Below are 23,025 nucleotides of genomic sequence, written 5' to 3' on the forward strand. Positions count from 1 at the left end.
GTCACGGGAGTTTCAGGTCATGGCAGCCGTGCGTCTTCGCTGAGTGTTCGGCGAATGCCTTGAGGGCAGCGCGTTCGAACTGTGGGTCCGGATTCTTGACGGTAAGGCCCTTGCCGGGGCCGACCATGATGGGTTTCAGCGTGTAGAACGAGCGTGTCGAGCTGTCGGCGCACTGGGCGCTGCCGTATCCCCGGTGGGCTTTTTCGTCGAATCCGGAATCGTCGGTCACATCGAACTCTCTGGCCGCACGGCGGACGTTCTCGGCGAGGCTCCCGTAGGAAGCCGTCAGCCGGTAGAGCTGGTAACCGTGGGCGTCGTTCAGGTAGCAGCCCTCCGCCAGTGTGTGCGGATCGGAGGGGGCATCCCCCGCGGAGGTCGCTCCGGCCCGCCGGACGCCTTCACTGAGGGCCACCACTGGGGCGCACACCCCTGTCGCCTTGTCGAGAGGGACGCGGTGCCGGACAGGGTCCGGTGCGACGCTGCTCGTGACCGCCCTGCCCACGGGGGCATCGCAGCCGAACTTTTCGGCCGCGTTCTTCGCGGTGCTGGTGGTAAATCGGGCGAGGCCTGCGCGACTCTCGTCATCAGCCTTTATGTAGAGGGCCTGCGAGGTGACAAGCAAGCCTTCGTTCTGCTTGTTGCGGCATGTGAGCTCGACGATCCCGAAAAGCTGGTCGTCGTCAGCGGCGATCGACCCGGGCCAGCCCGCCCCGATCGGGACGATGCCGGTGCGGGTGTCTTGTTGCAGCTGATACTGCAGTGTCCGCGTGGCGGTGCGGGCCTTCGAGTTCCAGTGGATGTCAACAGCGAGAACGCTGTGGGCGTCCCGGTCCTTCAGTACACAGTTGGTGATGTCGGCGTGGTCCTCGGGGAAGAGGAAGCCGAACTGGTGGTCTTGCATCGCATAGACCCGGCTCCCGGCCGAAACCGATCGGGCGTCCTCCTTGGAGAGCAGACCTTTACAGGCGGCTTTCAAGGATCGCTCGTCGCGCCAGCTCTCGTAGCCACCCGAAAGGTAGAAGGTTCCTCCGGCCACGAACAGCAGGCAGACGAGAACAGCGAATACGGTAATCAGTCGGCGAGGACGGGTGCGAGACACGGCAATGGTCCTTGTACGAGGGCGTGGATGAATCGGGCAGCAGGGCGGGCGCTGTCATGCCGTTCCTGCCCGGAACCCAGGCTCCGGAGGAGTGCACTCACGGAAGCTGTACGTCCGAGCATCCGTGACGTTCCGCTGAGCCCTTCACGAACGCAGCCAAGAGCTCGCGCTGTAGGTCAGCATCGACTGATGCCGAGGCCTTCCCGGCAGAGTCGTAGACGAGACCACTGGTGAAACGGGCTGTTCCAAAGAAGTTGTGGCATTGCGTACTTGCCCACGCGGCCCCGGAATTCTGGTCGAGGCCGGCGGGGGAAGGGGTCGGCAAAGCCTGTGTGCTGAGGAGATCACGGGCGTATGGGCCGTAGTAGGCAGAGAACCGGTACACAGAGTTCCCCTCGGCGTCCAACAGGTTGCAGTCCTCAATGAGGGAATTGTCGAGGGGTGTGTCAATCACCTTACGGATGCCCTTTGATGAAAGAGCGGAAGCGAAGGGGATCATGGCTCGGCAGCTTCCGGTTGCCTGATGGAGGGGCGGCAGCTTGCGCACCCTCTTCAGCGGGGCAGTGGCAGAGTGCACGGGGTCGCCCATCTGCGCGTTACAACCCCATTTGTGGGCCGCGTTTTGGGCGGCCAGGGTTGATACTTTGGCCAGAGCGCCGAATCCTTGGTCGACCTCATCCTCGATGAGTCCTCGATAGGACCTGACGCTCACCAGAAGGCTCTTGTCCATCCCCTGGCACGCCAGCAGCACACTTGCGTCTCCGTGGCCGCCGGACCAAGTCATGGATCCCGTCCAGCCGTTCCCGATCGGAGTAGCGGTTCCGCCGTCGCCGGCGAAGTTGACCCGGCCAAGGGCGGATAGCGGCATGCCGGCCTGGCCACTCCACCCTATGCCGAACTGAGTGGTCCCCTTTTTCCCTTCCTGTGCCTTGACGGAGCAGCCGTCCAGCCACCCGGCATTACCCTCGATCATTCGTTCACTCGTGCCGTGCAGGTCGTCCGACATCATCAGAGATTCGAGTTCACCGCGCGGCAGAATCCCTTGGCAGGTTTGAGTCAGTAACTTTTCGGCCTGCCAGTGAGAGTATCCGCCGAAGGCGAAAAATGCCCCTGCGCATGCCAGCGCAATCGTCAGCGTGAGGGCGGTGATGAGCATGGCACGACGGCGTCCCTTTATATTTGGACTCGCAGCTTCGCCCTCTGGATGCGCGGGAACTCGCTTGTTCATACTGACGTGTTCGCTTCCTGGTGTGTGCTGCAGCACTGTGTGATCGTTCGGCCCGGAGCCGCAGCCCTGCTGGACGTCACCCCCACCGTTCTCGGCAGCCGCAGAAAATCCGCTGCCCGGAGCTAGCCTTGGCGGGCGGTCGTGCCGTTGGCTCGGGCGCCCGCCTGCTTCGCCAGTCCGAACGCCGTCACCACGACGGCTCCTGCCAAGCACAACCCTGCGTAGCCCAGGTGCCGGCTCCGGGCGACGGCGCAATCCAGGTTGTACGTGGTGGACCCGACTTCTTCCCGCGGAAAAATAACCGAGCCGCACTTCAGTCGCTTAGTCTCCTTCTCGAAGATGCCATAGCTCTTTTCGAACTCGATGGGCATGAGGAGAGCAAGGACGGCACCGGCCGCCAATAGCACCAGCAGGACCAGTCGAACCTGGTGTGCCGCCTTTCCAGGGTGTCTGTCCGAGGCGCTCTTCGAGCTCGGAGTCGTGGTGTCCTGCTGTGCTTGATCCGCCATGCTTGCCTCTCTCTGACGGCTCCTCTGCAGAGCCCTTAGTTCGGTCGAAGGTAGGTGAGTGCCTTGTTGCGACCGGCTGAATAACTCTGCTCGGCTTCCTGCCTCATCTGCTTCACATCGTTGTAATGCGGGTCCCGGGGTTCCGTCGGGTCGATGTGTCGTGTCTTCGCAGAGGCGTCGATGAGATCCTTCACCGAAGCGGTGTCCTTGGTCCAGTCCTTGGCGAGTTCTCCGCGAGCCTTCTCGTCGGCAAGGTTCTTGATGTCCTTGGACCAGTCATAGGCAGCGGCGTCAATGGTTCGCTGTGCGGCGTCGCCTATGATCGGCAACCCGGTCACAGGAGCTCCGCCGAGGTGATAGCCGTACCGGGCCACATCGTCTGCCCAGGTCTTGCGCGCATCCTGCGTATCCATAATGACGTCAGCGCCAACTGCATTGAGCGCGCCGAAGGCCACTCCTACATCCCGGCTGGGCACGTTCCAATCGGTGTTTGCGCCGCTCGGCCTGTCCGGCATTCTGGCCAGCACGTCCGCCGAGTACGCGCGCTCTGTGTTGTAGATCAGGGAGAAATTCTTAGGGTCGTCGGACACTCCGCGAATCACTCTGACGAGACTCTGCTGATCCACCGCCAGGTGTGACTCGCCATCCTTGGTCCATGGGTTCTTGAGCCCACCCTCGTATCCATATCTCGGGTTCTGCCCTGTCAAGATCTCATGAGTATCGGGAGCATAGCCCGCAATTGTCCGGGCTATCGGACTGCGAAGATTCTCCGGAAGCTTGTCCCCGAATGTGCCGTTGAGGGACTCGATGGTGTTCTGCATGACCCGTGCCTGGCCCACGGTGTGGGGATCGGCCAGCTTCGCCGAGCTTTCGGGGGTGTGCCCTGTCGCTGCGGCCTCGATGGCCGAAGCGAGACCTTTGCGCGCGTCCGGGTCCTCAACCTTCCTGAACTGATCGGCATCCGGGTGCGAGTAATTTCCCGTAAGTTCGTAACGTGTCTTCCAGTCTCTGTCGTGTATGAGATACCGCAGGCGGTCGTTGCTGTTGCCGGGGCCCGGGTCGAGGAACTTCTCGGCTGTCTTGGGATCGCGGGCAGCAATGCCAAGAAGACTGTCGAGCGGGTCGGCCGCCAGCCAGCGCGGTGGATGAGCGAGTTTGTTTCCGCTCGGCATGTCCCAAGCGCCGGGGTGCTTTTTCTCGGCAGCGATGATGTCATCGCCCAGGTCGGTGATGAACCTGGCGGAATAGCCGCTTCCTTGCGACATCAGCGTCACGAGTGACTGGTAGCCCCGCACCTGTACTTTCTGCCGGCTGTCGACGACCTCCGTGCCGATCTTGCGCAGCCCTTCTCGCCACTTGTCGTAGAAGGTCGAATCCGGGTTGCTGGTTGCTGTCGCCAGAGTGTTCGCCAAGCCCCTTTCGATGCTACTGAAGTCGGATTTTGAGGCTTCGCTTGCCCCATCCACGCCCTCCTGCAGGCGATTCGTAAGGAGCAGGGTCCTTCTTGGGCCAAGCGAATCGAGGAGGGTCTGGCTGAATTCCTTGTTCTTCTCGTTGTCCCGGAACAGGCGCTGCATCTCGGCCATTTCCTTGGCGTCGAGGTGTCCCGTTGAGCTGAGCTTGGTCGCCAGTTCGGCTTGGCGGCGTCCTTCGACCTTCTCGATGTCGCCTTCGGCCTTGGCATTGAAGCTGTGGTCGATACCGTCGTTCTTGTCGGTGTCTTGGACAGCGGCTGTGAGGGCCAGCTTGACGCCCTGGTCGGCGTCGTCGAAGGCCTGGACGAGATCGCCAATGGACTTGGTCCAAGAGCTCTCCGTCGTGTGGAGGTCCGGGTCGTGACGCGCCGCGTTCGCGAGAACCTTGTCCGCCTTCTCGAAATCGAAGCGGGCGGTGCCGTCGTCGGACACCCTCATGCCCGCCTCTTCGGCCTTGGCGACCTGTGCCTTGAGTTTGCCGCGCAGATCCGTGAACTGGGCGTGTGCGTCACGCAGGAGAGAGGCGATCGCACGCGCCTCCGTGGCGGCAGCGGTGAACTGCTCGTACGTCTGCTTGTGGGTCATCTCCGCGAACGTGCGGGCGACGCCGGTCCACGAGCCGTCGGTGGCGACGCTCCGCACCTGGCTGTCGTAGACCTTCTGGACGGACTCGAAGTCCTTCGCGGCCTTGTCCCACTCCTCGGCGGCCTTCGTCAGCAGGCCGAGGTCGGTGGTCATGACCTGGTGATAGGTGAGCATGGTCCGGCCGTGCCTTTCAGTAGTCCGCCAGGCGGGACGCGAACGGCGGCTTGCTATCACCCTGGCCGGGCCCGGGCAGCACCGGGGGCGCAGCGGGGAAGCGGCGGTCGAATTCGCCACCCAGGCCCTTGTCGGCACCCTGGAGCAGCACATTGGTCCCGCTCAGGGCGGACTTCTCTGCGGAGAGACGGTTCTGCAGGGCCTTCACCGATGCCTGCCAGCCCTTCAGGGCCTCGTTAATGCCGGTCCCGGTCGCCCAGTCTTTGAAGCCCTTGCCCGCGGCCTCCATGGCGGTGTCCATGAGCTTGCCGGCGGCGCCGGTGTCGGGCTGGATGTGCTGTTCCAGGGCTGCGACGGCCGCCTTCTTCTTGGAGGCGGAGGAGGCGAGCCCCTGGTCGCCACCTGTCCCGCCGGGCGTGCCCGGGGACGTGCCGTTGAGTCGCGTGTGCGGCTGACCGGCCCCTTGGGTGCTGATGTGGCCTATTGATTCCGCCTGCAGCTTGCCCCACTCGTCTTCGAACCCCACGGTCCGTCAGTCCCACCCCTGTGGCATCAGCCGCACCAGGGCATTCAGATGTTCGAAACTAGCAAGGGTTGCATGTCGGATGCAGCTACTTGCGCATCCTTGATGAGCACGACATCACAGGCAGGGAGGGTGTTCTGCGGTCGGGGTGGCACCGGGCTCATGCCGCCGTCGGCGCGGGTGGTCACAACGTGGTGGCTCCGCGCCAGATCCACCCGGATTCCAGCACCACTTGCCGCAGGGCGTTCTTCACGTCGCGCGTGTCCAATGTCGTGACCTTACGCCGCCGGCCGTCGGGCCCCCGCTCGTACTTCCACTCCACCGTGAATGCTCGCCCACGGCTGTACGTGTGCTGCATGGACGGCCGGCCACCGAGGGAAGACCATTGCTCCTGGACGAACCGCACCTCGTGTCCTGACGGGTCCAGACGCATCCGGAGCCTGAGTCTCAGCTCCTCCAGCCGACGGGAGTCGTCGAAAATAGTGGTCCGGAACCACCACTCCGCCACCACGTCGGCGTTCTCGGCAGGGCCGGCCTCCCGTATGCGGTACGGCACACGCAGGCCAGTGACCGCGAGGAGCGCGCTCCGGACATCGTCGGCGGAAAGCGGTGTGACATCGCTGTCGGGGTACTTGGTTCCGAGCCATTTGTCTCGAAGGCGGCCCATGGTTAAGCCCCCGTGCCGGTGGCCGGGGGTCCGGTGCGTGACCGAAGTGCTTCAAAGGGCCCGGGATTCATGGGCGTTCCCCCTGCGTAGCGCTCTACCTGTCAGCGCCGAGCGGTGCAGCGGACGCCTGGCGGGCACTGTACAGACCTGCCGGTTCGGCCCTCTGCGGGGGCTTGCCGCGTGGGGGCGATTCGTCGGGCGAGCGCGACCGGCCCGGTTCCGCCTGGAGGCCGTGGCGGGAATCGAACCCGCGTTACTCGCTTTGCAGGCGAGTCCCTGAACCACTCGGGCACACGGCCAAGTTGTGCTCCTGGGGATTGACGGTACGGGGGCGGGTCGGCCCGTTCAATGGGGGTGGGCCGGGCGCAATGCGACTGCCATCTCGCGTTCACGCTTCACACGTCACGCTTCACACGTCACGTATTCACGCGTGCTTGCCCTCATGGGCCTCCGGGTCGTGGCCCCTCGTCAGGAAGGACTCCACCACCGGGCGGAAGAGGTCCGGCTCGTCGACCCAGGGGTAGTGGCCCACGCCGTGGAGGGTGCGGACGGCGGCCGTGCGGAAGGACGTCGCGACCAGTTCGCCGGCGCGCAGGCCTGCCAGGGCGTCGCGGTCGCCCGTGATGACGAGGACGGGGCACTTGACGTCGGGGAGGCGGGCGAGGAGGGCCTGGCGGGCCGGTTCGTCGACGCCTTGCCAGAAGCCGGCGCGGGGGACCGGGCCGAGCTGGGCGGGTTCGGTGGCGGCGTGGGCGCGCTGGGGGGCGTCCCAGCGGCCGTAGCCCATGGGGGCCGCGCGCAGCAGGAGGCTGCGGACCTCGTCCAGGTCGGAGGTGGTGGGGAGGGTGTGGACGGCCACGTAGGCGTCCGGCCACCAGTCCTCGTCCGCGCGGGACTCGAAGATCTCCTCGGCGTCGTCGGGCAGCTCGCCCTGGAGCCGGGACCCGGGGGTGACCAGGACCAGCCGGGTGAGGCGGTGGCCGTACTGCGCCGCGTACGCCTGGGCCGTCGCGCACGCCGCGTCGTGGGCGAGCAGGGCGAAGGACTCCAGGCCCAGGTGGGTGCGGAGGGACTCCAGGTCCTCGGCGAGCGCCGGGAACGCGTACCCCCACGGTTCGGGCGAGGGCGGCGAGGCCCCCGTGCCGCGGCTGTCCGGGATGACGAGCGGGCGGTGGGCGTCCAGCCCGCCCAGGTCGCCCAGGTACGCGGCGTCACGGCCCGGGCCGCCCGCCAGGCACACCAGCGGAGCGGCCTCCTCCGGGCTCCCCGGGCGCTCCACGACCCGGTAGCGCAGCTTCAGCCCGTCGTACGACGTGTAAGACGCGTATTGCGACATAAGTCCACCTTGCCCCATCTGCTCGCTGATCCAGAAGCAACCCCCCGCCTCTTACCCCGCTATCCCAAATTCCGCTTATGATTCCGGCGTGTTCGACTCGCGGCACATCAAGACGTTCCACGCGGTGGTCACGGCCGGTTCGTACTCCGCGGCCGCCCGCGTGCTCGGCTACACGCAGCCCGCGATCACCCAGCAGATGAAGGCGCTGGAGCGCTCCGTCGGCACCCCGCTGTTCATCCGCGTCGGCCGCCGGATGCAGCTCACCGAGGCCGGAGAGGCGCTCTCGCGGCACGCGGAGACCATCCTCGACAGCCTCACCGCCGCCCAGCAGCAGATGAGTTCGCTGACGCGGCTGCGCGCCGGCCGCGTCCGCGTCTGCGCCTTCCCCAGCGCCAGCGCCACGCTCATACCGGAGGCGCTCGCACGGCTCGCCGCCGAGCACCCGGGCATCCGCGTCGAGCTCCTGGAGGGCGAGCCGCCCGACTCGCTGCGCCGCCTCGTCCGCGGCGAGTGCGACATCACCCTCGCCTTCACCTACCCCGGCCTGCACGAGCAGGTCCCCGAGGAGCTGGTGGAGATACCCCTCATGGAGGACCAGCTCACGGTCCTGATGCCCATAGGGCACCCCCTCGCCCGCCGCCGCGCCGTCAAGCTCGCCGACCTGTCCGGGGAGCGCTGGATCGCCGGCTGCCTGCGCTGCCGCACCAACTTCCTCCACGAGTGCGCCGAGGTCGGCTTCGCGCCCGACATAGCCTTCACCACCGACGACAACCTCGTCGTGCAGTCCCTCGTCGCCGAAGGGCTCGGCATCGCGATGATGCCCGGCCTGGTGCTGTCCTTCATGCGCCACGACCGGATCACCGGACGCGCCCTGGACCCGGCCTCGCGCCGCCAGGTCTCGGCGTACGTGCTGCGCGAACACCTGCGGATCCCGGCGACCGCACTCGTCCTGGACGAACTCAAGGCGGTCGCCGCCCGGCGCGTGGGCTGCTGACCGCACGTCGGCCGCCCCGTAAACCGGTCAGCCGATTCATAAGCGCTCGTTGGGTTCCCGTCAAAAGACTGTCGTTGGACCCGCCGGACCGCCCGCCCCGACCCTGCACTCATGACCACTCCCACCGCAGCCCGGACGACCGCGCGCCTCGCCCAGCTCGTCGACGACGTCAGGGAAGCCGTAGGCCGTGGCCTGCCGCCCGACACGACGGCCTACATCGTCGGTGAGCGGCTCGCCGCCCACCTCGGCGCCGACGACCTGCTCACCGCCGAACAGCGCGAGGGCGACCCCGACCACTACCGGCAGCACATCCTGCACGCCGAGCACGACGGCAGCTTCTCCGTCGTCGCGCTCGTGTGGATGCCCGGCCAGCAGACCGCCGTCCACGACCACGTCTCGTGGTGCGTCACCGGCGTCCACGAGGGCACCGAGAGCGAGCGCCGCTACCGCCTCGTGCCCGACGGCACGACCGCCCGCCTGGTCGCCACCGAGGACGTCGTCAACCACCAGGGCGACGTGTGCGGCTTCGCCCCGCCCGGCGACATCCACCGCGTCCGCAACGCCTGTACGGCCAAGGCGATCTCCCTGCACATCTACGGCGCCGACATCTCCCGCCTCGGCTCCAGCGTCCGCCGCGTCTACGACCTGCCGGCCGACGAGATCTGATGGCACTCCTCACCGAACGACGGACGGCGGCGGCACCGCCCCGGACCGCCCCCGGCAAGCTCCCGGGCCTCGCCACCGCCGCCGCGGGCGTGGCCGTCGCCTGGGTCGTGCACCTGCTCGTCCCGGCCGTCCCCATGCTCACCGCCGCCGTCGTCCTCGGCATCGCGGCGGCCCACGTCCCGGGCGTACGGGCATGGGTGCGCGGTGCCGCCCGGCCCGGCCTCACCCTCGCCGGCAAGCGGCTGATGCGGATCGGCGTCGTCCTGCTCGGTCTCAAACTCGGCCTCGACGACGTCCTCGGCCTCGGCTGGGCCACCGTCGCCATGGTGATCGCCGTCGTGGCGGCCACCTTCGCCGGCACGCTCTGGCTCGGCCGCCGCCTCGGGCTCCGCGGCGACCAGCCGCTGCTCATCGCCACCGGCTACTCGATCTGCGGCGCCTCGGCGATCGGCGCGGTCAGCGAGGTCTCCGGCAGCGACGAGGAGGACGTGGCGACCTCCGTCGCCCTGGTCACCCTCTGCGGCACCCTCGCCATCGCCGTCCTGCCGCTCCTGCACCACCCGCTCGGCCTGGACGACGCGCAGTTCGGCCGCTGGGTCGGCGCGGGCGTGCACGACGTCGGGCAGGTCGTGGCCACCGCGCAGACCGCCGGGCCGGCCGCGCTCACCGACGCCGTCCTGGTCAAGCTCATGCGGGTGGCGCTGCTCGCGCCGCTCGTCGCCGCGGTGGCCGTCTCCGTGCGGCAGCGGCGCCGGGGCCCGGTGAAGGCGTCCGGGAAGCGGCCCCCGCTCGTGCCGCTGTTCGTGCTCGGCTTCCTCGCCATGGTCGCCGTCCGCACCACCGGCTGGGTACCGGCCGCCGGGCTGGACCTCGCCGCGCACGCCCAGGAGCTCCTGCTCGCCACCGCCCTCTTCGGGCTCGGCAGCGCCGTCCACCTGCCGTCACTGGTCCGTACGGGCGGGCGCGTCGCGGCGCTGGGCCTGTGCTCGTGGGTGGTGATCGCGGGGGCCTCGTACGGGGGTGTCATGCTGACGACTTGACCGGGTACGTGCGGTCCCGGGCGCCGCACGTACGGTCCCGGTCGCCCGTACGTGCGATCCCGGTCGCCGCGGATTCCGCCGGACCTTCGCCGCGGTGATTGCGCGCCGCGACGGCGGGGGGGCGGGCCCCGGCCCGCGTCGGTGCTCGGCAGCAGCGCTGCCCGGCCCTGTGGGCCATCCGGACCATTTCGGCCATCCGAAGTGTTTAGGACCCAAGTCCCACCCGATCTCCTCCCCGCGGCACGTGCCCGGACCCGCTCCCCTCCGTACGCTCAAGCGGTATGACCGCCGCCGAATCCATGACGCCAGCCCAGGACACCGCCCCGCACGACGCCCCGGCCGACGACCCCGCCCCCGGCATACTCGGCCGCCGTCACCGGGCCCTCACCCTCGGCATCATCTCGGTCGTCTCCCTGATCGCCTTCGAGTCGAGCGCGGTCAACACCGCCATGCCCGTGGCGGCCCGCGCGCTCGACGGGATCGGCCTCTACGCCTTCGCCTTCTCCGCCTTCTTCACCGCGAGCCTCTTCGCGATGACCCTGTCGGGGGAGTGGTGCGACCGGGCGGGCCCCCTCACCCCCCTCTTCACCGGCATCGCCGCCTTCGGCACGGGCCTCGTCATCGCGGGCTCGGCGCAGCGCATGTGGATGTTCGTCGCCGGACGCGGGGTGCAGGGCATCGGCGGCGGGCTGGTGATCGTGGCGCTGTACGTGGTGGTCGGCCGGGCGTACCCGGAGCGGCTGCGGGCCGCCGTCATGGCATCCTTCTCGGCGGCCTGGGTGGTGCCGGTGATCGTCGGCCCGCTGGTGGCGGGGACCGTCACCGAGCAGATCGGCTGGCGCTGGGTGTTCCTGGCGATCCCGGTGCTGATCCTGCTGCCCCTCGCCGTGATGCTGCCGGCCCTGCGCGCCCTGCCGCCCGCCGGTGAGCCGGGGACGGCCGACCGGCGCCGCATCCTGCTGGCGCTCGCCGTCGCGTCCGGGGCGGGCCTGCTGCAGTACGCGGGCCAGGGCCTCACCCCCTGGGCCCTGCTGCCGGCCGCCGCCGGGCTGGCCCTGCTCGTGCCGTGCGTCCGGCGCCTGCTGCCGCGCGGCACCTTCCGCGCCGTCCGCGGGCTGCCCTCCGTCGTGCTGCTGCGCGGCCTCGCGCAGGGCTCCTTCCTGGCGGCCGAGAGCTTCATCCCCCTGATGCTCGTCACCGAGCGCGGCCTGTCCGCGACCCTCGCCGGCCTCTCCCTCACGGGCGGCGGCCTGACCTGGGCGCTCGGTTCGTACACCCAGAGCCGGCGCCGGGCCGAGCCGTACCGCGAGCGGCTGATGAGCCTCGGCATGGTGCTGGTGGCGCTCGCGGTCGCGCTGATGGCGACGGTGCTGGTGCACGGCGTGCCGGTGTGGGCGGCCGGCGCGTCCTGGGTGATCGGCGGCTACGGCATGGGCCTGACGATCTCCAGCGGCGCGGTGCTCCTGCTGAAGCTGTCCCGGCCGGGTGAGGAGGGCACCAACGCGGCCTCCCTGCAGACGTCCGACGCGCTCGGCAGCATCCTCCTCGTCGGGCTGGCCGGAGTGCTCTTCGTCTCCTTCGGCGGGGGCTCGACGGCCGTGGGGGAGGCCGCCGCGGCGGCCCCGCCGCACGCCTTCGCAGCCGTCTTCGCGGCCGCGGCGGCGTTCGCGCTGGTGGGCGCGTACGTGGCCACCCGGCTCGTGCCGCGGGAGGCCGCCGGCCGCGATGTGACCTCGGTCCCACCCTCGGGTGACCCCGGGGCGTAACCCCGGAGCGTGAACCGCGGCCCCGGTAGGCTGACGCGGTTGCCGACCGCCGAACCACCCGACGGAGACCGTGACTACCACCACCACCAACCACCATCTCTCCCCTGCTTTCCCCGGCCGGGCGCCTTGGGGTACCGCGAACAAGCTCCGCGCCTGGCAGCAGGGCGCCATGGAGAGGTACGTCCAGGAGCAGCCGCGCGACTTCCTCGCCGTCGCCACCCCCGGCGCCGGCAAGACGACCTTCGCGCTCACCCTGGCCTCCTGGCTGCTGCACCACCACGTCGTCCAGCAGGTGACCGTCGTCGCCCCGACCGAGCACCTGAAGAAGCAGTGGGCGGAGGCGGCGGCCCGGATAGGCATCAAGCTCGACCCTGAGTACAGCGCGGGCCCCCTCGGCCGCGAGTACCACGGCGTCGCCGTCACCTACGCCGGCGTGGGCGTGCGCCCCATGCTCCACCGCAACCGCTGCGAGCAGCGCAAGACCCTCGTCATCCTCGACGAGATCCACCACGCCGGTGATTCCAAGTCCTGGGGCGAGGCGTGCCTGGAGGCCTTCGAGCCCGCCACGCGCCGGCTCGCCCTGACCGGCACGCCCTTCCGCTCGGACACCAACCCCATCCCGTTCGTCACGTACGAGGAGGGCAACGACGGCATCCGCCGCTCGTCCGCGGACTACACGTACGGCTACGGCAACGCCCTCGCCGACGGCGTCGTCCGCCCGGTCATCTTCCTCTCCTACAGCGGCAACATGCGCTGGCGCACCAAGGCGGGCGACGAGATCGCGGCCCGCCTCGGCGAGCCCATGACCAAGGACGCCGTCTCCCAGGCCTGGCGCACCGCGCTCGACCCGCGCGGCGAGTGGATGCCGAACGTGCTGCGCGCGGCCGACCGCCGCCTGACCGAGGTGCGCAAGTCCATCCCGGACGCGGGCGCCCTCGTGATCGCCTCGGACCAGGAGTCCGCCCGCGCCTACGCCAAGCTGATCCGCGAGATCACCGGCGAGGGCGCCACGCTCGTGCTGTCCGACGACAGCGGCGCCTCCCAGCGCATCGACGACTTCTCGCACGGCACCGACCGCTGGATGGTCGCCGTCCGCATGGTGTCGGAGGGCGTGGACGTGCCCCGGCTGGCGGTCGGCGTCTACGCGACGACGATCTCCACGCCGCTGTTCTTCGCCCAGGCCGTCGGCCGCTTCGTGCGTTCCCGGCGGCGCGGCGAGACCGCGTCCGTGTTCCTGCCCACCGTGCCCGACCTGCTGACCTTCGCCAACGAGATGGAGGTCGAGCGCGACCACGTCCTCGACAAGCCGAAGAAGGGCGACGGCGAGGAGGACCCGTACGCGGAGGAGGACAAGCTCCTCGCCGAGGCGGAGCGGCAGCAGGACGAGGACACCGGCACCGACGACCAACTCTCCTTCGAGGCGCTGGAGTCGGACGCCGTCTTCGACCGGGTGCTCTACAACAACGCCGAGTTCGGCATGCAGGCGCACGCGGGCAGCGAGGAGGAGCAGGACTACCTCGGCATCCCCGGGCTGCTGGAGCCCGAGCAGGTGCAGCTGCTGCTGCAGAAGCGGCAGGCGCGGCAGATCGCGCACAGCCGCAAGCGGCCGGACGCGGAGGCGGACCTCCTCGAACTGCCCGCGGAGCGGCGGCCGGTGGTCACCCACAAGGAGCTCCTGGAGCTCCGCAAGCAGCTGAACACGCTGGTCGGCGCCTACGTCCACCAGAGCGGCAAGCCGCATGGCGTCATCCACACCGAACTGCGCCGCGTGTGCGGCGGCCCGCCGAGCGCGGAGGCCACGGCCGGGCAGCTCAACGAGCGCATCCGCAAGGTGCGGGAGTGGGCCACGCGCATGAAGTAGCGCGGAAGGCCCGGGCGGAAGCGTGAAGTACGTACGGGCGTAAAGGCCCGAAAGCCCGGAGAAACGTGAAAGCCACGGAGAAATCCGTATTGCTCCGGACGGGATCCGGGGCTGGTGTCCGCATGGTGGGACACCGGCCCCGGTATCCGTAATTCGCCCCTGCCCTGACCGGATCGCGGGCAGACTCTTCCGATGAGCGGACCGGCGGCGCTACGGTGCCGGTCACGCACACGCCCCGTGGCAGCGCCGCCACGGAGCGCAGCCGGTGCACGCAGCAACGCATGCAGCAGTGCAGTGCACGAAGCGACAAGCCGCCGGCGGCCCTCTCCTCGCGCGCTGCCGGCACGGGACCGGCGGCGCACCCCACCCGACGAGAGCCGCCATACATCGGAGGAGGGGCGTCGTGACAGCGGAGACCTCGCAGACGCTCGACCGGGGACTGCGCGTCCTCAAACTGCTTGCCGACACCGACCACGGCCTGACCGTCACCGAGCTGTCCACCCGGCTCGGAGTCAACAGGACCGTCGTCTACCGCCTGCTCGCCACACTGGAGCAGCACGCGCTGGTCCGCCGTGACATCGGCGGCCGCGCCCGGGTGGGCCTGGGGGTGCTGAGGCTCGGCCGCCAGGTGCACCCGCTGGTGCGCGAGGCGGCCCTGCCCGCCCTGCGCTCCCTGGCCGAGGACATCGGGGCCACCGCCCACCTCACGCTCGTCGACGGCACCGAGGCGCTCGCGGTCGCCGTCGTCGAGCCGACCTGGACGGACTACCACGTGGCCTACCGCGCGGGCTTCCGCCACCCCCTGGACCGGGGCGCGGCCGGGCGCGCCATCCTCGCCGCCCGCCGCGGCGAGGCCGACGGCCCCGGCTACGCCCTCACCCACGGCGAGCTGGAGGCCGGCGCGAGCGGCGCGGCGGCCCCGCTGCTCGGGGTCCTGGGGATCGAGGGCAGCGTGGGGGTGGTGATGCTCGCGGACACGATCCCCGAGCGTGTGGGACCCCGTGTGATGGAGGCCGCGAAGGAGGTCGCGGACGCCCTGCGCTGACGTCCGCGTACGTGTGCCCGCGTACGCGTGCCCGCGTCCCTTCCGCCGCCACCGCGCCTCGCCCGGCGAGGCCGCGTGTCACGGAAGGGACGCCGGTGAACTAGATTCGCTGCATGCCCGCTCCGACCACGACCGCCCGGTCCCGCCGCGCCCGGACCCTCGCCGTCTGTGCCGTGCCCGTCGTCGCCCTGCTCGCCTCGGTGCCCTTCGTGCCGCTGCCGTTCTCGGTGGCGCAGCCCGGCTCGACGGTGGACGTGCTCGGCGCCCACGAGGGCAAGCAGGTGATCGCGGTCGAGGGCGCCCCGGCACGGAAGACCACCGGCCAGCTGCGCATGACCACGATCGTGGTGACGGGCCCGCGCGTGGACGTGGACCTCGGCGACGTGATCAGCGGCTGGACCCGTACGGACCGGGCCGTCATGCCGCACGACGCCGTGTACCCCGTCGGCGACTCCGACGCGGAGGTCGACGCGCACAACCAGGAGGAGATGAAGAAGTCGCAGGACGCCGCCACCGACGCCGCCCTGCGCTACCTGCACCGTTCGCCCGGCGAGCTCAAGGTCGGCCTCAGCCTCGCCGACGTGGGCGGGCCGAGCGCCGGGCTGCTCTTCACCCTCGGCATCATCGACAAGGTCGACGGCGACGGCCGCGGCGGCGACCTGACCGGCGGGCGCACCATCGCGGGCACGGGCACGATCGACGCCGACGGGACGGTCGGCGCGGTCGGCGGCGTCCCGCTGAAGACGCAGGCGGCCCGGCGCGACGGCGCGACGGTCTTCCTCGTCCCGCAGGGCGAGTGCTCGGACGCGAAGGCCAACCTGCCCAAGGGCCTGCGGCTCGTCCCCGTGGAGAAGCTGCAGGACGCGATCAAGTCCCTGCGCGCCCTGGCGTCGGGCGACGAGAACAACGTCCCCACCTGCTGAACCGCCGCCCCTGCAGCCACCAGCCCCCACACCCCCCTGCCCCGCCTCTCACTCGCTGATGAACCCCTCCTTCAGCAGCCACTCCCTGGCGACCTCCCGCGGGTCCTTGCCCTCGACGTCCACCGCGGCGTTGAGCTCCCGCGCCACGTCGTTGTCGAGCTTGGCCGTGATGGGGGCGAGGATGTCCTTGATCGCCGGATAGCGGCGCAGGGTGGCGCTGTTGATCTCCGGGGCGGCGTTGTAGTCGGGGAAGAAGCGCTTGTCGTCGCGCATGACGACGAGACGCATGGCGGTGATGCGGCCGTCGGTGGTGAAGACCTCGCCGAAGCCGCAGGAGGCGCCGCCGGAGACCTGGGTGTAGATGATGCCGCCGTCCATCTTCTGGATGCGGGACGCGGGCACGTTCATGCCGTACGCCTTCGCCATGCCCTGCAGGCCGTCGTCGCGGGCGGCGAACTCGGTCTCCACGCACAGGGTCACGGCCCGCGGGTCGCGCCTCGACAGGGCGGCCACGTCCGACAGGGTGCGGGTGCCGTAGCGGCGGGCGGCGGCGCGGTTCATCGCCAGGGCGTAGGTGTTGTCGAGCGCGGCGGGCGCGAGCCAGGTGAGGCCGTTGCGGGCGTCGGCGTCGCGGACGGCCCGCCACTGCCGCTGCGGGTCGGGGATCGGCCGGTCGTGGCCGAGGTAGGTGATCCAGGCGGTGCCCGTGTACTCGTACATGGCGTCCGCGCCCCCGGACCTGACCGCCTCGCGGGCCCCGATCGAGCCCTGGATGTTGGTGCGGTCGAGCACGCTCGCCCCGGCGGCCTTGAAGGCCAGGCCCATGATCTGGCCGAGCACGATGTTCTCGCTGAAGCTCTTGGACGTGACGGTCAGGGCGGCGCCCTTGAGCGGCAGGCCCTGCCCGACCGAGCCCGGCCGCACGCCGTCGGCCAGCGGGGAGCCGCTGGTCAGCCCGCAGCCGCCGGTGGACGCCAGGAGCAGCACCAGTGCCGCCGCCGGTGCCGCCCGGGCCGCTGCGCGCCGGCCGCCCATCTCAGGACGCCTCCAGTCCGCGCGGCCGCAGCAGCAGCTCGGCCAGGGACGCCAGCCAGTCCACCAGCAGGGCGAGCGCCACGGTCAGGACGGACCCCAGCACCAGGACCGGCATCCGCTGGTTGGTGATGCCCGACGCGATCAGGTCGCCGAGCCCGCCGCCCCCGCCGAAGTAGGCGAGCGTCGCCGTCCCCACGTTGAGGACGAGCGCGGTCCGGACGCCGGCGAGGATCAGCGGTACGGCCAGGGGCAGTTCGACCCGGCGCAGCACCCCGGCGGCCGACATGCCGATGCCGCGCGCGGCCTCCACCAGCGTCGGGTCGATGGCGCGCAGCCCCGCGACGGTGTTGGCCAGCACGGGCAGCACCGCGTAGACGACCATGCCGACGAGTGCGGCCTGCATGCCGATGCCCAGCCAGATCACCAGCAGCGCCAGCAGGCCGATCGCGGGCGTGGCCTGGCCGACGTTGGCGACGGCGATGACGGCGGGCGCGGCGGGGCGCACCCGGCGGCGGGTGAGCAGGATGCCCAGCGGGATGGCGATGACGAGGACGAAGAAGGTGGAGACGACGGTGAGGACGATGTGCTGCTGCAGCCGCAGCCAGACGTTGCCGTCGGCGAGCGAGTTGCGGGCGACGGAGTCGAGGTCGGCGCCGCGGAACCACAGCCAGGTCGCCAGCAGCAGAACCAGCAGGAAGGCGGGCAGGACGGTCAGCCGCTGCCAGGTGACGCGGCGGGGCGGGGGCGCGCCGGGCGCGCGGGCGGCGCCCCCGGCCCTCGCCCCGGCCGGCCTCTCCTCCGCAGCCCTTCCTTCCGCGGCCTTCTCCTCCGCAGCCCTCTCCTCCGCGGTCCCTTTCTCCGCGGCCTCCGTCTCCGCGGCCCTGGTGTCCGTCCCCGGCTCCCCGTGACTCACGCCAGCTCCTCCGGGGCGTCGGTCGTGCCCTCCTGCTCCTCCAGGACCTGCTGGGCGCGCTGCTCCTCCAGCAGGTGCTGGTGCTCGACGGCGTCCAGGCGGTCCTCCTCCAGCAGCTCGTGCACGGAGTTCATCAGCGTCTCCATGTCGACCACGCCCTCGTAGCGGCCGCGCCGCCCGGTGACCGGCACCCGGCCGGCGTTGTCGGTGAGGACGGCCTCCAGGGCGTCGCGCAGCGTCGCGTCGCGGGTGACGGTGTCGTGCACGAGGGTGCCCGCGCGGGCGAGCGACCCCTGGGCGCGCATCAGGTCGCCGCGGCGCAGCCACTTGTACGGGCGGTGGTGGCGGTCCAGCAGCAGCACCTCGTTGGCGGTGCCGCGGCGCAGCCGGTCGAAGATCGTCTGGAGCGGGTCGTCGATGGTGGCGGTGGGGAAGTCGACGACGCCCACGTCCCGCACGCGCGTGAGGTTGAGCCGTTTGAGGGCCGCGCCCGCGCCCACGAAGCCCGAGACGAAGTCGTCGGCGGGGTTGGTGAGGATGGCTTCCGGGGTGTCGAACTGGGCGATGTGCGAGCGCTCGCGGAGCACCGCGATCCGGTCGCCGAGCTTGATGGCCTCGTCGAAGTCGTGGGTGACGAACACGATCGTCTTGTGCAGCTCGTGCTGCAGCCGGATCAGCTCGTCCTGCAGGTGGTCGCGGGTGATCGGGTCGACGGCCCCGAACGGCTCGTCCATCAGCAGCACCGGCGGGTCGGCGGCCAGGGCGCGGGCCACGCCGACCCGCTGCTGCTGCCCGCCGGAGAGCTGGCGCGGATAGCGGCCCTGGAACTCGCCGGGGTCGAGCCCCACCAGGTCGAGCATCTCCTCCACCCGTTCGGCGATCCGCCGCTTGGACCAGCCGGTCATGCGCGGGACGAGCGCGATGTTCTGCGCGACGGTCATGTGGGGGAAGAGCCCGGAGGCCTGGATGGCGTAGCCGATCTTGCGGCGCAGCCGGACCGGGTCGATGCCGGTGACGTCCTCGCCGTCGATGCGGATCCGGCCCGACGTCGGCTCGATCAGCCGGTTGATCATCTTCATGGTGGTGGTCTTGCCGCAGCCGGACGGGCCGACGAAGACCACCAGCTCACCGGCCTTGATGTCCATGTTGACGCAGTCCACGGCGGGTGCCGGGTTGCCGGGATAGCGCTTGGTGAGGTTCTCCAGCCGGATGGTGGCCCCGGAGGTCCGCGCCGGGGGAGCGGCCGGCGCCCCGGGCACGGATCCCTCGCGCGCGGATCCCTCAGGCACGGATCCCCCTCGGGATGGTCAGCCTGCCGATCAGCACGTAGCCCGCGTCGAAGAGCAGGGCGAGCACGATGATCCCGAGCGTCCCCGCGAGAACCTGGTTGAGGGCGTTGGCGCTGCCCAGCGAGGAGACGCCGCGGAAGATCTCGTTGCCGAGCCCGGGCCCGGAGGCGTACGCGGCGACCGCCGCGATGCCCATCAGCATCTGCGTGGCCACCCGGATCCCGGTGAGGATCGGCGGCCAGGCGAGCGGCAGCTCGACGCGCAGCAGCCGGGCCGCGCGGGACATCCCGATCCCCTTCGCGGCGTCCACGAGCGAGGGGTCCACGCCCCGCAGCCCCACGACCGCGTTGCGGACGATCGGCAGCAGCCCGTAGAGCACGAGGGCCGTGACCGTCGGCGCCACGCCCAGGCCCGTGAGCGGGATGAGCAGGCCGAGCAGGGCCAGCGAGGGGACGGTCAGCAGGGTCGCCGTCGTGGTCACCGCCAGGTTCCCGGCCCACTCGCTGCGGTACGTGAGCACCCCGATCACCACGCCGATGAACGTCGCGGCCACCATGCACTGGAAGACGGCGCTGGCGTGCTGGTAGGTGTCCGCCAGCAGCTGCGCGCGGCGGCCGGCGAGGTACTCCCAGAAGCTCACCGGCTCGCCTCCCTCTCGCGCCTCAGGGCCGGTACGGGTCCTGCGACGCCTGCTGCACCAGCGGGATGATCCGCAGCGGCACGGCGTTCTCCATGACGATCGCCGTGGAGGCCCGCACGATGCCATCAAAACCCACAACCCGGTCGATCACACGCTGGAGGTCGGCGTTCGAGCGTGCGACCAGGCGGCAGAGCATGTCGCCGCGCCCCGTCGTGGTGTGCAGCTCCAGCACCTCGGGAACGGTCGCGAGGTGCGCCCGGACGTCCCCGCCCTGCCCCTGCTTGATCTCCAGGGTTGCGAAGGCCGTCACCGGATAGCCGAGGGCCGCCGGGTCCACGTCCGGGCCGAAGCCGCGGATGACCCCCTGCGACTGCAGCCGGTCCAGCCGCGCCTGGACGGTCCCGCGGGCCACGCCCAGCCGGCGTGAGGCCTCCAGCACGCCGATCCGCGGCTCCTCCGCCAGCAGCTCGATCAGCCGGCCGTCCAAACGATCGATCGCCATGCGGTCCTCCCAGTGGTCAGCATGTACAGATCGCCCGGTGTAACCGTCGGTCTGCTATGCAGTCTGCCCAGTGAATACGCAAACTATTGCGCACCTTGTGGATCGGCGGGACCCTGCGGCCATGACACAGACCACCGATCACACCCCGCACACCGCACGGCAGGCCGACCCCTTCCCGGTCAAGGGGATGGACGCGGTCGTCTTCGCCGTCGGCAACGCCAAGCAGGCCGCCCACTACTACTCCACCGCCTTCGGCATGAAGCTCGTCGCCTACCGCGGCCCGGAGAACGGCAGCCGGGAGACCGCCGCCTACGTCCTGGAGTCCGGCGGCGCCCGCTTCGTCCTCACGACGGTCATCAAGGCCGTGACCGACCACGGCCGCTTCCTCGCCGAGCACGTCGCCGAGCACGGTGACGGCGTCGTCGACCTCGCCATCGAGGTGCCGGACGCGCGCGCCGCCTACGCCTACGCCGTCGAGCACGGCGCGACCGGCCTGGAGGCCCCGCACGAGCTCACGGACGAGCACGGCACGGTCGTCCTCGCCGCCATCGCCACGTACGGCAAGACCCGCCACACCCTGGTCGAGCGCTCCGGGTACACCGGCCCGTACCTCCCCGGCTTCGTCGCCGCCCAGCCCCTCGTCGAGCCCGGCGACCGGCCCGGGGGTGCGGGGGTGTCCCCCGCAAGGTACTTCCAGGCCATCGACCACTGCGTGGGCAACGTCGAGCTCGGCAGGATGGACGAGTGGGTGGCGTTCTACAACAACGTCATGCACTTCACGAACATGAAGGAGTTCGTGGGCGACGACATCGCCACCGAGTACTCCGCCCTCATGTCGAAGGTCGTCGCGGACGGCACCCGCAAGGTGAAGTTCCCGCTCAACGAGCCGGCCGTCGCGAAGAAGAAGTCGCAGATCGACGAGTACCTCGAGTTCTACAACGGCCCGGGCGTCCAGCACATCGCCCTCGCCACGAACGACATCGTCGCGACCGTGCGCGCCATGCGGGCCGCGGGCGTGCAGTTCCTCGACACCCCGGACTCGTACTACGACACGCTGGGGGAGTGGGTCGGCGAGACCCGCGTCCCCGTCGACACCCTCCGCGAACTGAAGATCCTCGCGGACCGCGACGAGGACGGCTACCTGCTGCAGATCTTCACCAAGCCGGTGCAGGACCGGCCGACGGTCTTCTTCGAGATGATCGAGCGGCACGGCTCGATGGGCTTCGGCAAGGGCAACTTCAAGGCGCTCTTCGAGGCGATCGAGCGGGAGCAGGAGAAGCGCGGCAACCTCTGACGGCCCCCGCCGCCGGACGGGCCCGGTCCGGGAACCGGACGGGCCCGGTTCGGGAAGGGGCGGCCCGGGGAAGGACCCCCGCATGGGCGATCTGATCGAGCACCTGCGCGAAGGCCTCCCCCCGGAAGCCGTCCTCACCGACCCGGACGTCACCGCGTCCTACGCCAACGACATGGCGAGCTTCTGCACCGCGGGCCGGCCGGCCGTCGTCACCCTCCCCCGCACGGTGGAGCACGTGCAGCACATCATGCGCACCGCCACCGCCCTGCGCGTCCCCGTCGTCCCGCAAGGCGCCCGCACCGGCCTCTCCGGCGCGGCCAACGCCGCCGACGGCTGCATCGTGCTCTCCCTCGTCAAGATGGACCGCATCCTGGAGATCGACGCCGACGACCGGGTCGCGGTCGTCGAACCGGGCGTCGTCAACGCCGCCCTCTCCCGCGCCGTCGCCGAGCAGGGCCTGTACTACCCGCCCGACCCGTCCAGCTGGGAGCAGTGCACCATCGGCGGCAACATCGGCACCGCCTCCGGCGGCCTGTGCTGCGTGAAGTACGGCGTCACCGCCGAGTACGTCCTCGGCCTCGACGTCGTCCTCGCCGACGGCCGGCTGCTGCGGACGGGCCGCCGCACGGCCAAGGGCGTCGCCGGCTACGACCTCACCCGCCTGTTCGTCGGCTCCGAGGGCAGCCTCGGCGTCGTCGTCCGGGCCGTCCTCGCGCTCCGGCCCGCGCCGCCCCAACAGCTCGCCCTGGCGGCCGAGTTCCCCTCGGTCCGCGCGGCCGCCGAGGCCGTCCGGCAGATCATGGCCCGCGGCCACGCCCCCTCACTGCTGGAGCTCATGGACCGCACGACCGTCCGCGCCGTCAACGCCATGGCCAGGATGGGCCTCCCGGAGACCACCGAAGCCCTCCTCCTCGCCGCCTTCGACACCCCCGACCCCGCGCAGGACCTCGCCGCCGTCGCCGCCCTGTGCACGGCCGCAGGCGCCGACCAGGTCGTCCCCGCCGAGGACCCCGCCGAGTCCGAGCTGCTCCTGCAGGCCCGCCGGCTCGCCCTCACCGCCCTGGAGACCCTCCGGCCCGCCACCATGATCGACGACGTGTGCGTGCCCCGCTCCCGCCTCGCCGACATGCTGGAGGGCACCGAGGAGATCGCCCGCAAGCACGGGCTCACCATCGGCGTCTGCGCCCACGCCGGCGACGGCAACACCCACCCCGTCGTCTGCTTCGACCCCGCCGACGCCGGCGAAGCGCGCCGGGCCCGCGAGTCCTTCGACGCCATCATGGCCCTCGGCCTGGAACTGGGCGGCACGATCACCGGCGAACACGGCGTCGGCGTCCTGAAGAAGGAGTGGCTGGCGAGAGAACTGGGCCCGGTGGGCCTGGAGGTCCAGCGCGGAATCAAGGCGGTCCTCGACCCCCACAACCTCCTCAACCCGGGCAAGGTGCTGGACCTGTAAGGCAC

21 protein-coding genes and 1 tRNA gene are annotated in these 23,025 nt (G+C 70.4%); 9 read left to right on the forward strand and 13 right to left on the reverse strand.

The window, feature by feature from the left end:
• Position 1: 1 nt before the first annotated feature.
• The 8 genes from ACFZCD_RS23840 to ACFZCD_RS23875 all read right to left on the reverse strand — a co-directional run bounded on the left by ACFZCD_RS23840 (position 2) and on the right by ACFZCD_RS23875 (position 7,596).
• The gene (locus ACFZCD_RS23840; RefSeq protein WP_391834063.1) at positions 2-1,099 is read right to left on the reverse strand and encodes a hypothetical protein; all 1,098 of its coding nucleotides are present in this window, start codon (positions 1,097-1,099) and stop codon (positions 2-4) included.
• A gap of 97 nt (positions 1,100-1,196) precedes the next feature.
• Positions 1,197-2,255: a hypothetical protein gene (locus tag ACFZCD_RS23845; RefSeq protein ID WP_391834065.1), complete on the reverse strand. Its 1,059-nt coding sequence runs from the start codon at positions 2,253-2,255 to the stop codon at positions 1,197-1,199.
• Between the two features lie 194 nt (positions 2,256-2,449).
• Positions 2,450-2,836, reverse strand: a complete 387-nt coding sequence (locus ACFZCD_RS23850; protein ID WP_391834067.1) for a hypothetical protein — start codon at positions 2,834-2,836, stop codon at positions 2,450-2,452.
• A gap of 35 nt (positions 2,837-2,871) precedes the next feature.
• Complete coding sequence (locus ACFZCD_RS23855; RefSeq protein ID WP_391834069.1) at positions 2,872-5,049, reverse strand: hypothetical protein; 2,178 nt, start codon at positions 5,047-5,049, stop codon at positions 2,872-2,874.
• Between the two features lie 37 nt (positions 5,050-5,086).
• A complete protein-coding gene (locus ACFZCD_RS23860; RefSeq protein WP_391834071.1) occupies positions 5,087-5,596 on the reverse strand; it encodes a hypothetical protein in 510 nt (169 codons plus the stop codon).
• Positions 5,597-5,777: 181 nt separating this feature from the next.
• On the reverse strand, positions 5,778-6,260 hold the full coding sequence (locus tag ACFZCD_RS23865) for a hypothetical protein (RefSeq protein ID WP_391834073.1): 483 nt from the start codon (positions 6,258-6,260) through the stop codon (positions 5,778-5,780).
• Between the two features lie 224 nt (positions 6,261-6,484).
• A tRNA-Cys gene (locus ACFZCD_RS23870) sits at positions 6,485-6,559 on the reverse strand.
• Positions 6,560-6,684: 125 nt separating this feature from the next.
• Positions 6,685-7,596 (reverse strand): alpha/beta fold hydrolase, encoded by a 912-nt coding sequence (locus ACFZCD_RS23875; RefSeq protein WP_391834075.1) that lies wholly within the window; start codon positions 7,594-7,596, stop codon positions 6,685-6,687.
• A gap of 88 nt (positions 7,597-7,684) precedes the next feature.
• On the opposite strand from ACFZCD_RS23875, the gene ACFZCD_RS23880 reads away from it, so the two are divergent.
• The 7 genes from ACFZCD_RS23880 to ACFZCD_RS23910 all read left to right on the forward strand — a co-directional run bounded on the left by ACFZCD_RS23880 (position 7,685) and on the right by ACFZCD_RS23910 (position 15,891).
• Entirely contained in the window at positions 7,685-8,590 is a 906-nt protein-coding gene (locus ACFZCD_RS23880; protein WP_391834077.1) for a LysR family transcriptional regulator, read from the forward strand.
• Positions 8,591-8,701: 111 nt separating this feature from the next.
• Positions 8,702-9,256: a cysteine dioxygenase gene (locus ACFZCD_RS23885; RefSeq protein WP_391834079.1), complete on the forward strand. Its 555-nt coding sequence runs from the start codon at positions 8,702-8,704 to the stop codon at positions 9,254-9,256.
• A complete protein-coding gene (locus ACFZCD_RS23890; RefSeq protein WP_391834081.1) occupies positions 9,256-10,296 on the forward strand; it encodes a YeiH family protein in 1,041 nt (346 codons plus the stop codon). Before ACFZCD_RS23885 ends, ACFZCD_RS23890 begins: the two co-directional genes overlap by 1 nt.
• 281 nt (positions 10,297-10,577) lie before the next feature.
• On the forward strand, positions 10,578-12,062 hold the full coding sequence (locus ACFZCD_RS23895) for an MFS transporter (RefSeq protein ID WP_391834083.1): 1,485 nt from the start codon (positions 10,578-10,580) through the stop codon (positions 12,060-12,062).
• A 70-nt stretch (positions 12,063-12,132) separates the two neighbouring features.
• On the forward strand, positions 12,133-13,923 hold the full coding sequence (locus ACFZCD_RS23900; RefSeq protein ID WP_391834085.1) for a DEAD/DEAH box helicase: 1,791 nt from the start codon (positions 12,133-12,135) through the stop codon (positions 13,921-13,923).
• 403 nt (positions 13,924-14,326) lie between these two features.
• A complete protein-coding gene (locus ACFZCD_RS23905) occupies positions 14,327-14,968 on the forward strand; it encodes an IclR family transcriptional regulator (protein ID WP_391834087.1) in 642 nt (213 codons plus the stop codon).
• A gap of 113 nt (positions 14,969-15,081) precedes the next feature.
• On the forward strand, positions 15,082-15,891 hold the full coding sequence (locus ACFZCD_RS23910) for a S16 family serine protease (protein WP_391834089.1): 810 nt from the start codon (positions 15,082-15,084) through the stop codon (positions 15,889-15,891).
• Positions 15,892-15,939: 48 nt separating this feature from the next.
• Here the strand turns inward: ACFZCD_RS23910 and ACFZCD_RS23915 are convergent, their stop codons facing one another.
• Genes ACFZCD_RS23915 through ACFZCD_RS23935 form a run of 5 tightly spaced genes read right to left on the reverse strand, consistent with a single transcriptional unit; the run spans position 15,940 to position 20,270 of the window.
• Entirely contained in the window at positions 15,940-16,926 is a 987-nt protein-coding gene (locus ACFZCD_RS23915) for a glycine betaine ABC transporter substrate-binding protein (RefSeq protein ID WP_391834091.1), read from the reverse strand.
• A 1-nt stretch (position 16,927) separates the two neighbouring features.
• On the reverse strand, positions 16,928-17,839 hold the full coding sequence (locus tag ACFZCD_RS23920; protein ID WP_391834093.1) for an ABC transporter permease: 912 nt from the start codon (positions 17,837-17,839) through the stop codon (positions 16,928-16,930).
• Positions 17,836-19,098, reverse strand: a complete 1,263-nt coding sequence (locus ACFZCD_RS23925) for a betaine/proline/choline family ABC transporter ATP-binding protein (protein WP_391834814.1) — start codon at positions 19,096-19,098, stop codon at positions 17,836-17,838. Before ACFZCD_RS23925 ends, ACFZCD_RS23920 begins: the two co-directional genes overlap by 4 nt.
• Positions 19,099-19,120: 22 nt before the next feature.
• On the reverse strand, positions 19,121-19,768 hold the full coding sequence (locus tag ACFZCD_RS23930) for an ABC transporter permease (RefSeq protein ID WP_391834095.1): 648 nt from the start codon (positions 19,766-19,768) through the stop codon (positions 19,121-19,123).
• 22 nt (positions 19,769-19,790) lie between these two features.
• Positions 19,791-20,270: an Lrp/AsnC family transcriptional regulator gene (locus ACFZCD_RS23935; RefSeq protein WP_391834097.1), complete on the reverse strand. Its 480-nt coding sequence runs from the start codon at positions 20,268-20,270 to the stop codon at positions 19,791-19,793.
• Between the two features lie 121 nt (positions 20,271-20,391).
• On the opposite strand from ACFZCD_RS23935, the gene hppD reads away from it, so the two are divergent.
• Positions 20,392-21,564: a 4-hydroxyphenylpyruvate dioxygenase gene (hppD, locus tag ACFZCD_RS23940; RefSeq protein WP_391834099.1), complete on the forward strand. Its 1,173-nt coding sequence runs from the start codon at positions 20,392-20,394 to the stop codon at positions 21,562-21,564.
• 82 nt (positions 21,565-21,646) lie between these two features.
• Positions 21,647-23,020, forward strand: a complete 1,374-nt coding sequence (locus ACFZCD_RS23945; RefSeq protein WP_391834101.1) for an FAD-binding oxidoreductase — start codon at positions 21,647-21,649, stop codon at positions 23,018-23,020.
• Positions 23,021-23,025: the final 5 nt, after the last annotated feature.

This window comes from Streptomyces sp. NPDC008001 (assembly GCF_042958085.1).
Classification (GTDB): Bacteria; Actinomycetota; Actinomycetes; order Streptomycetales; family Streptomycetaceae; genus Streptomyces.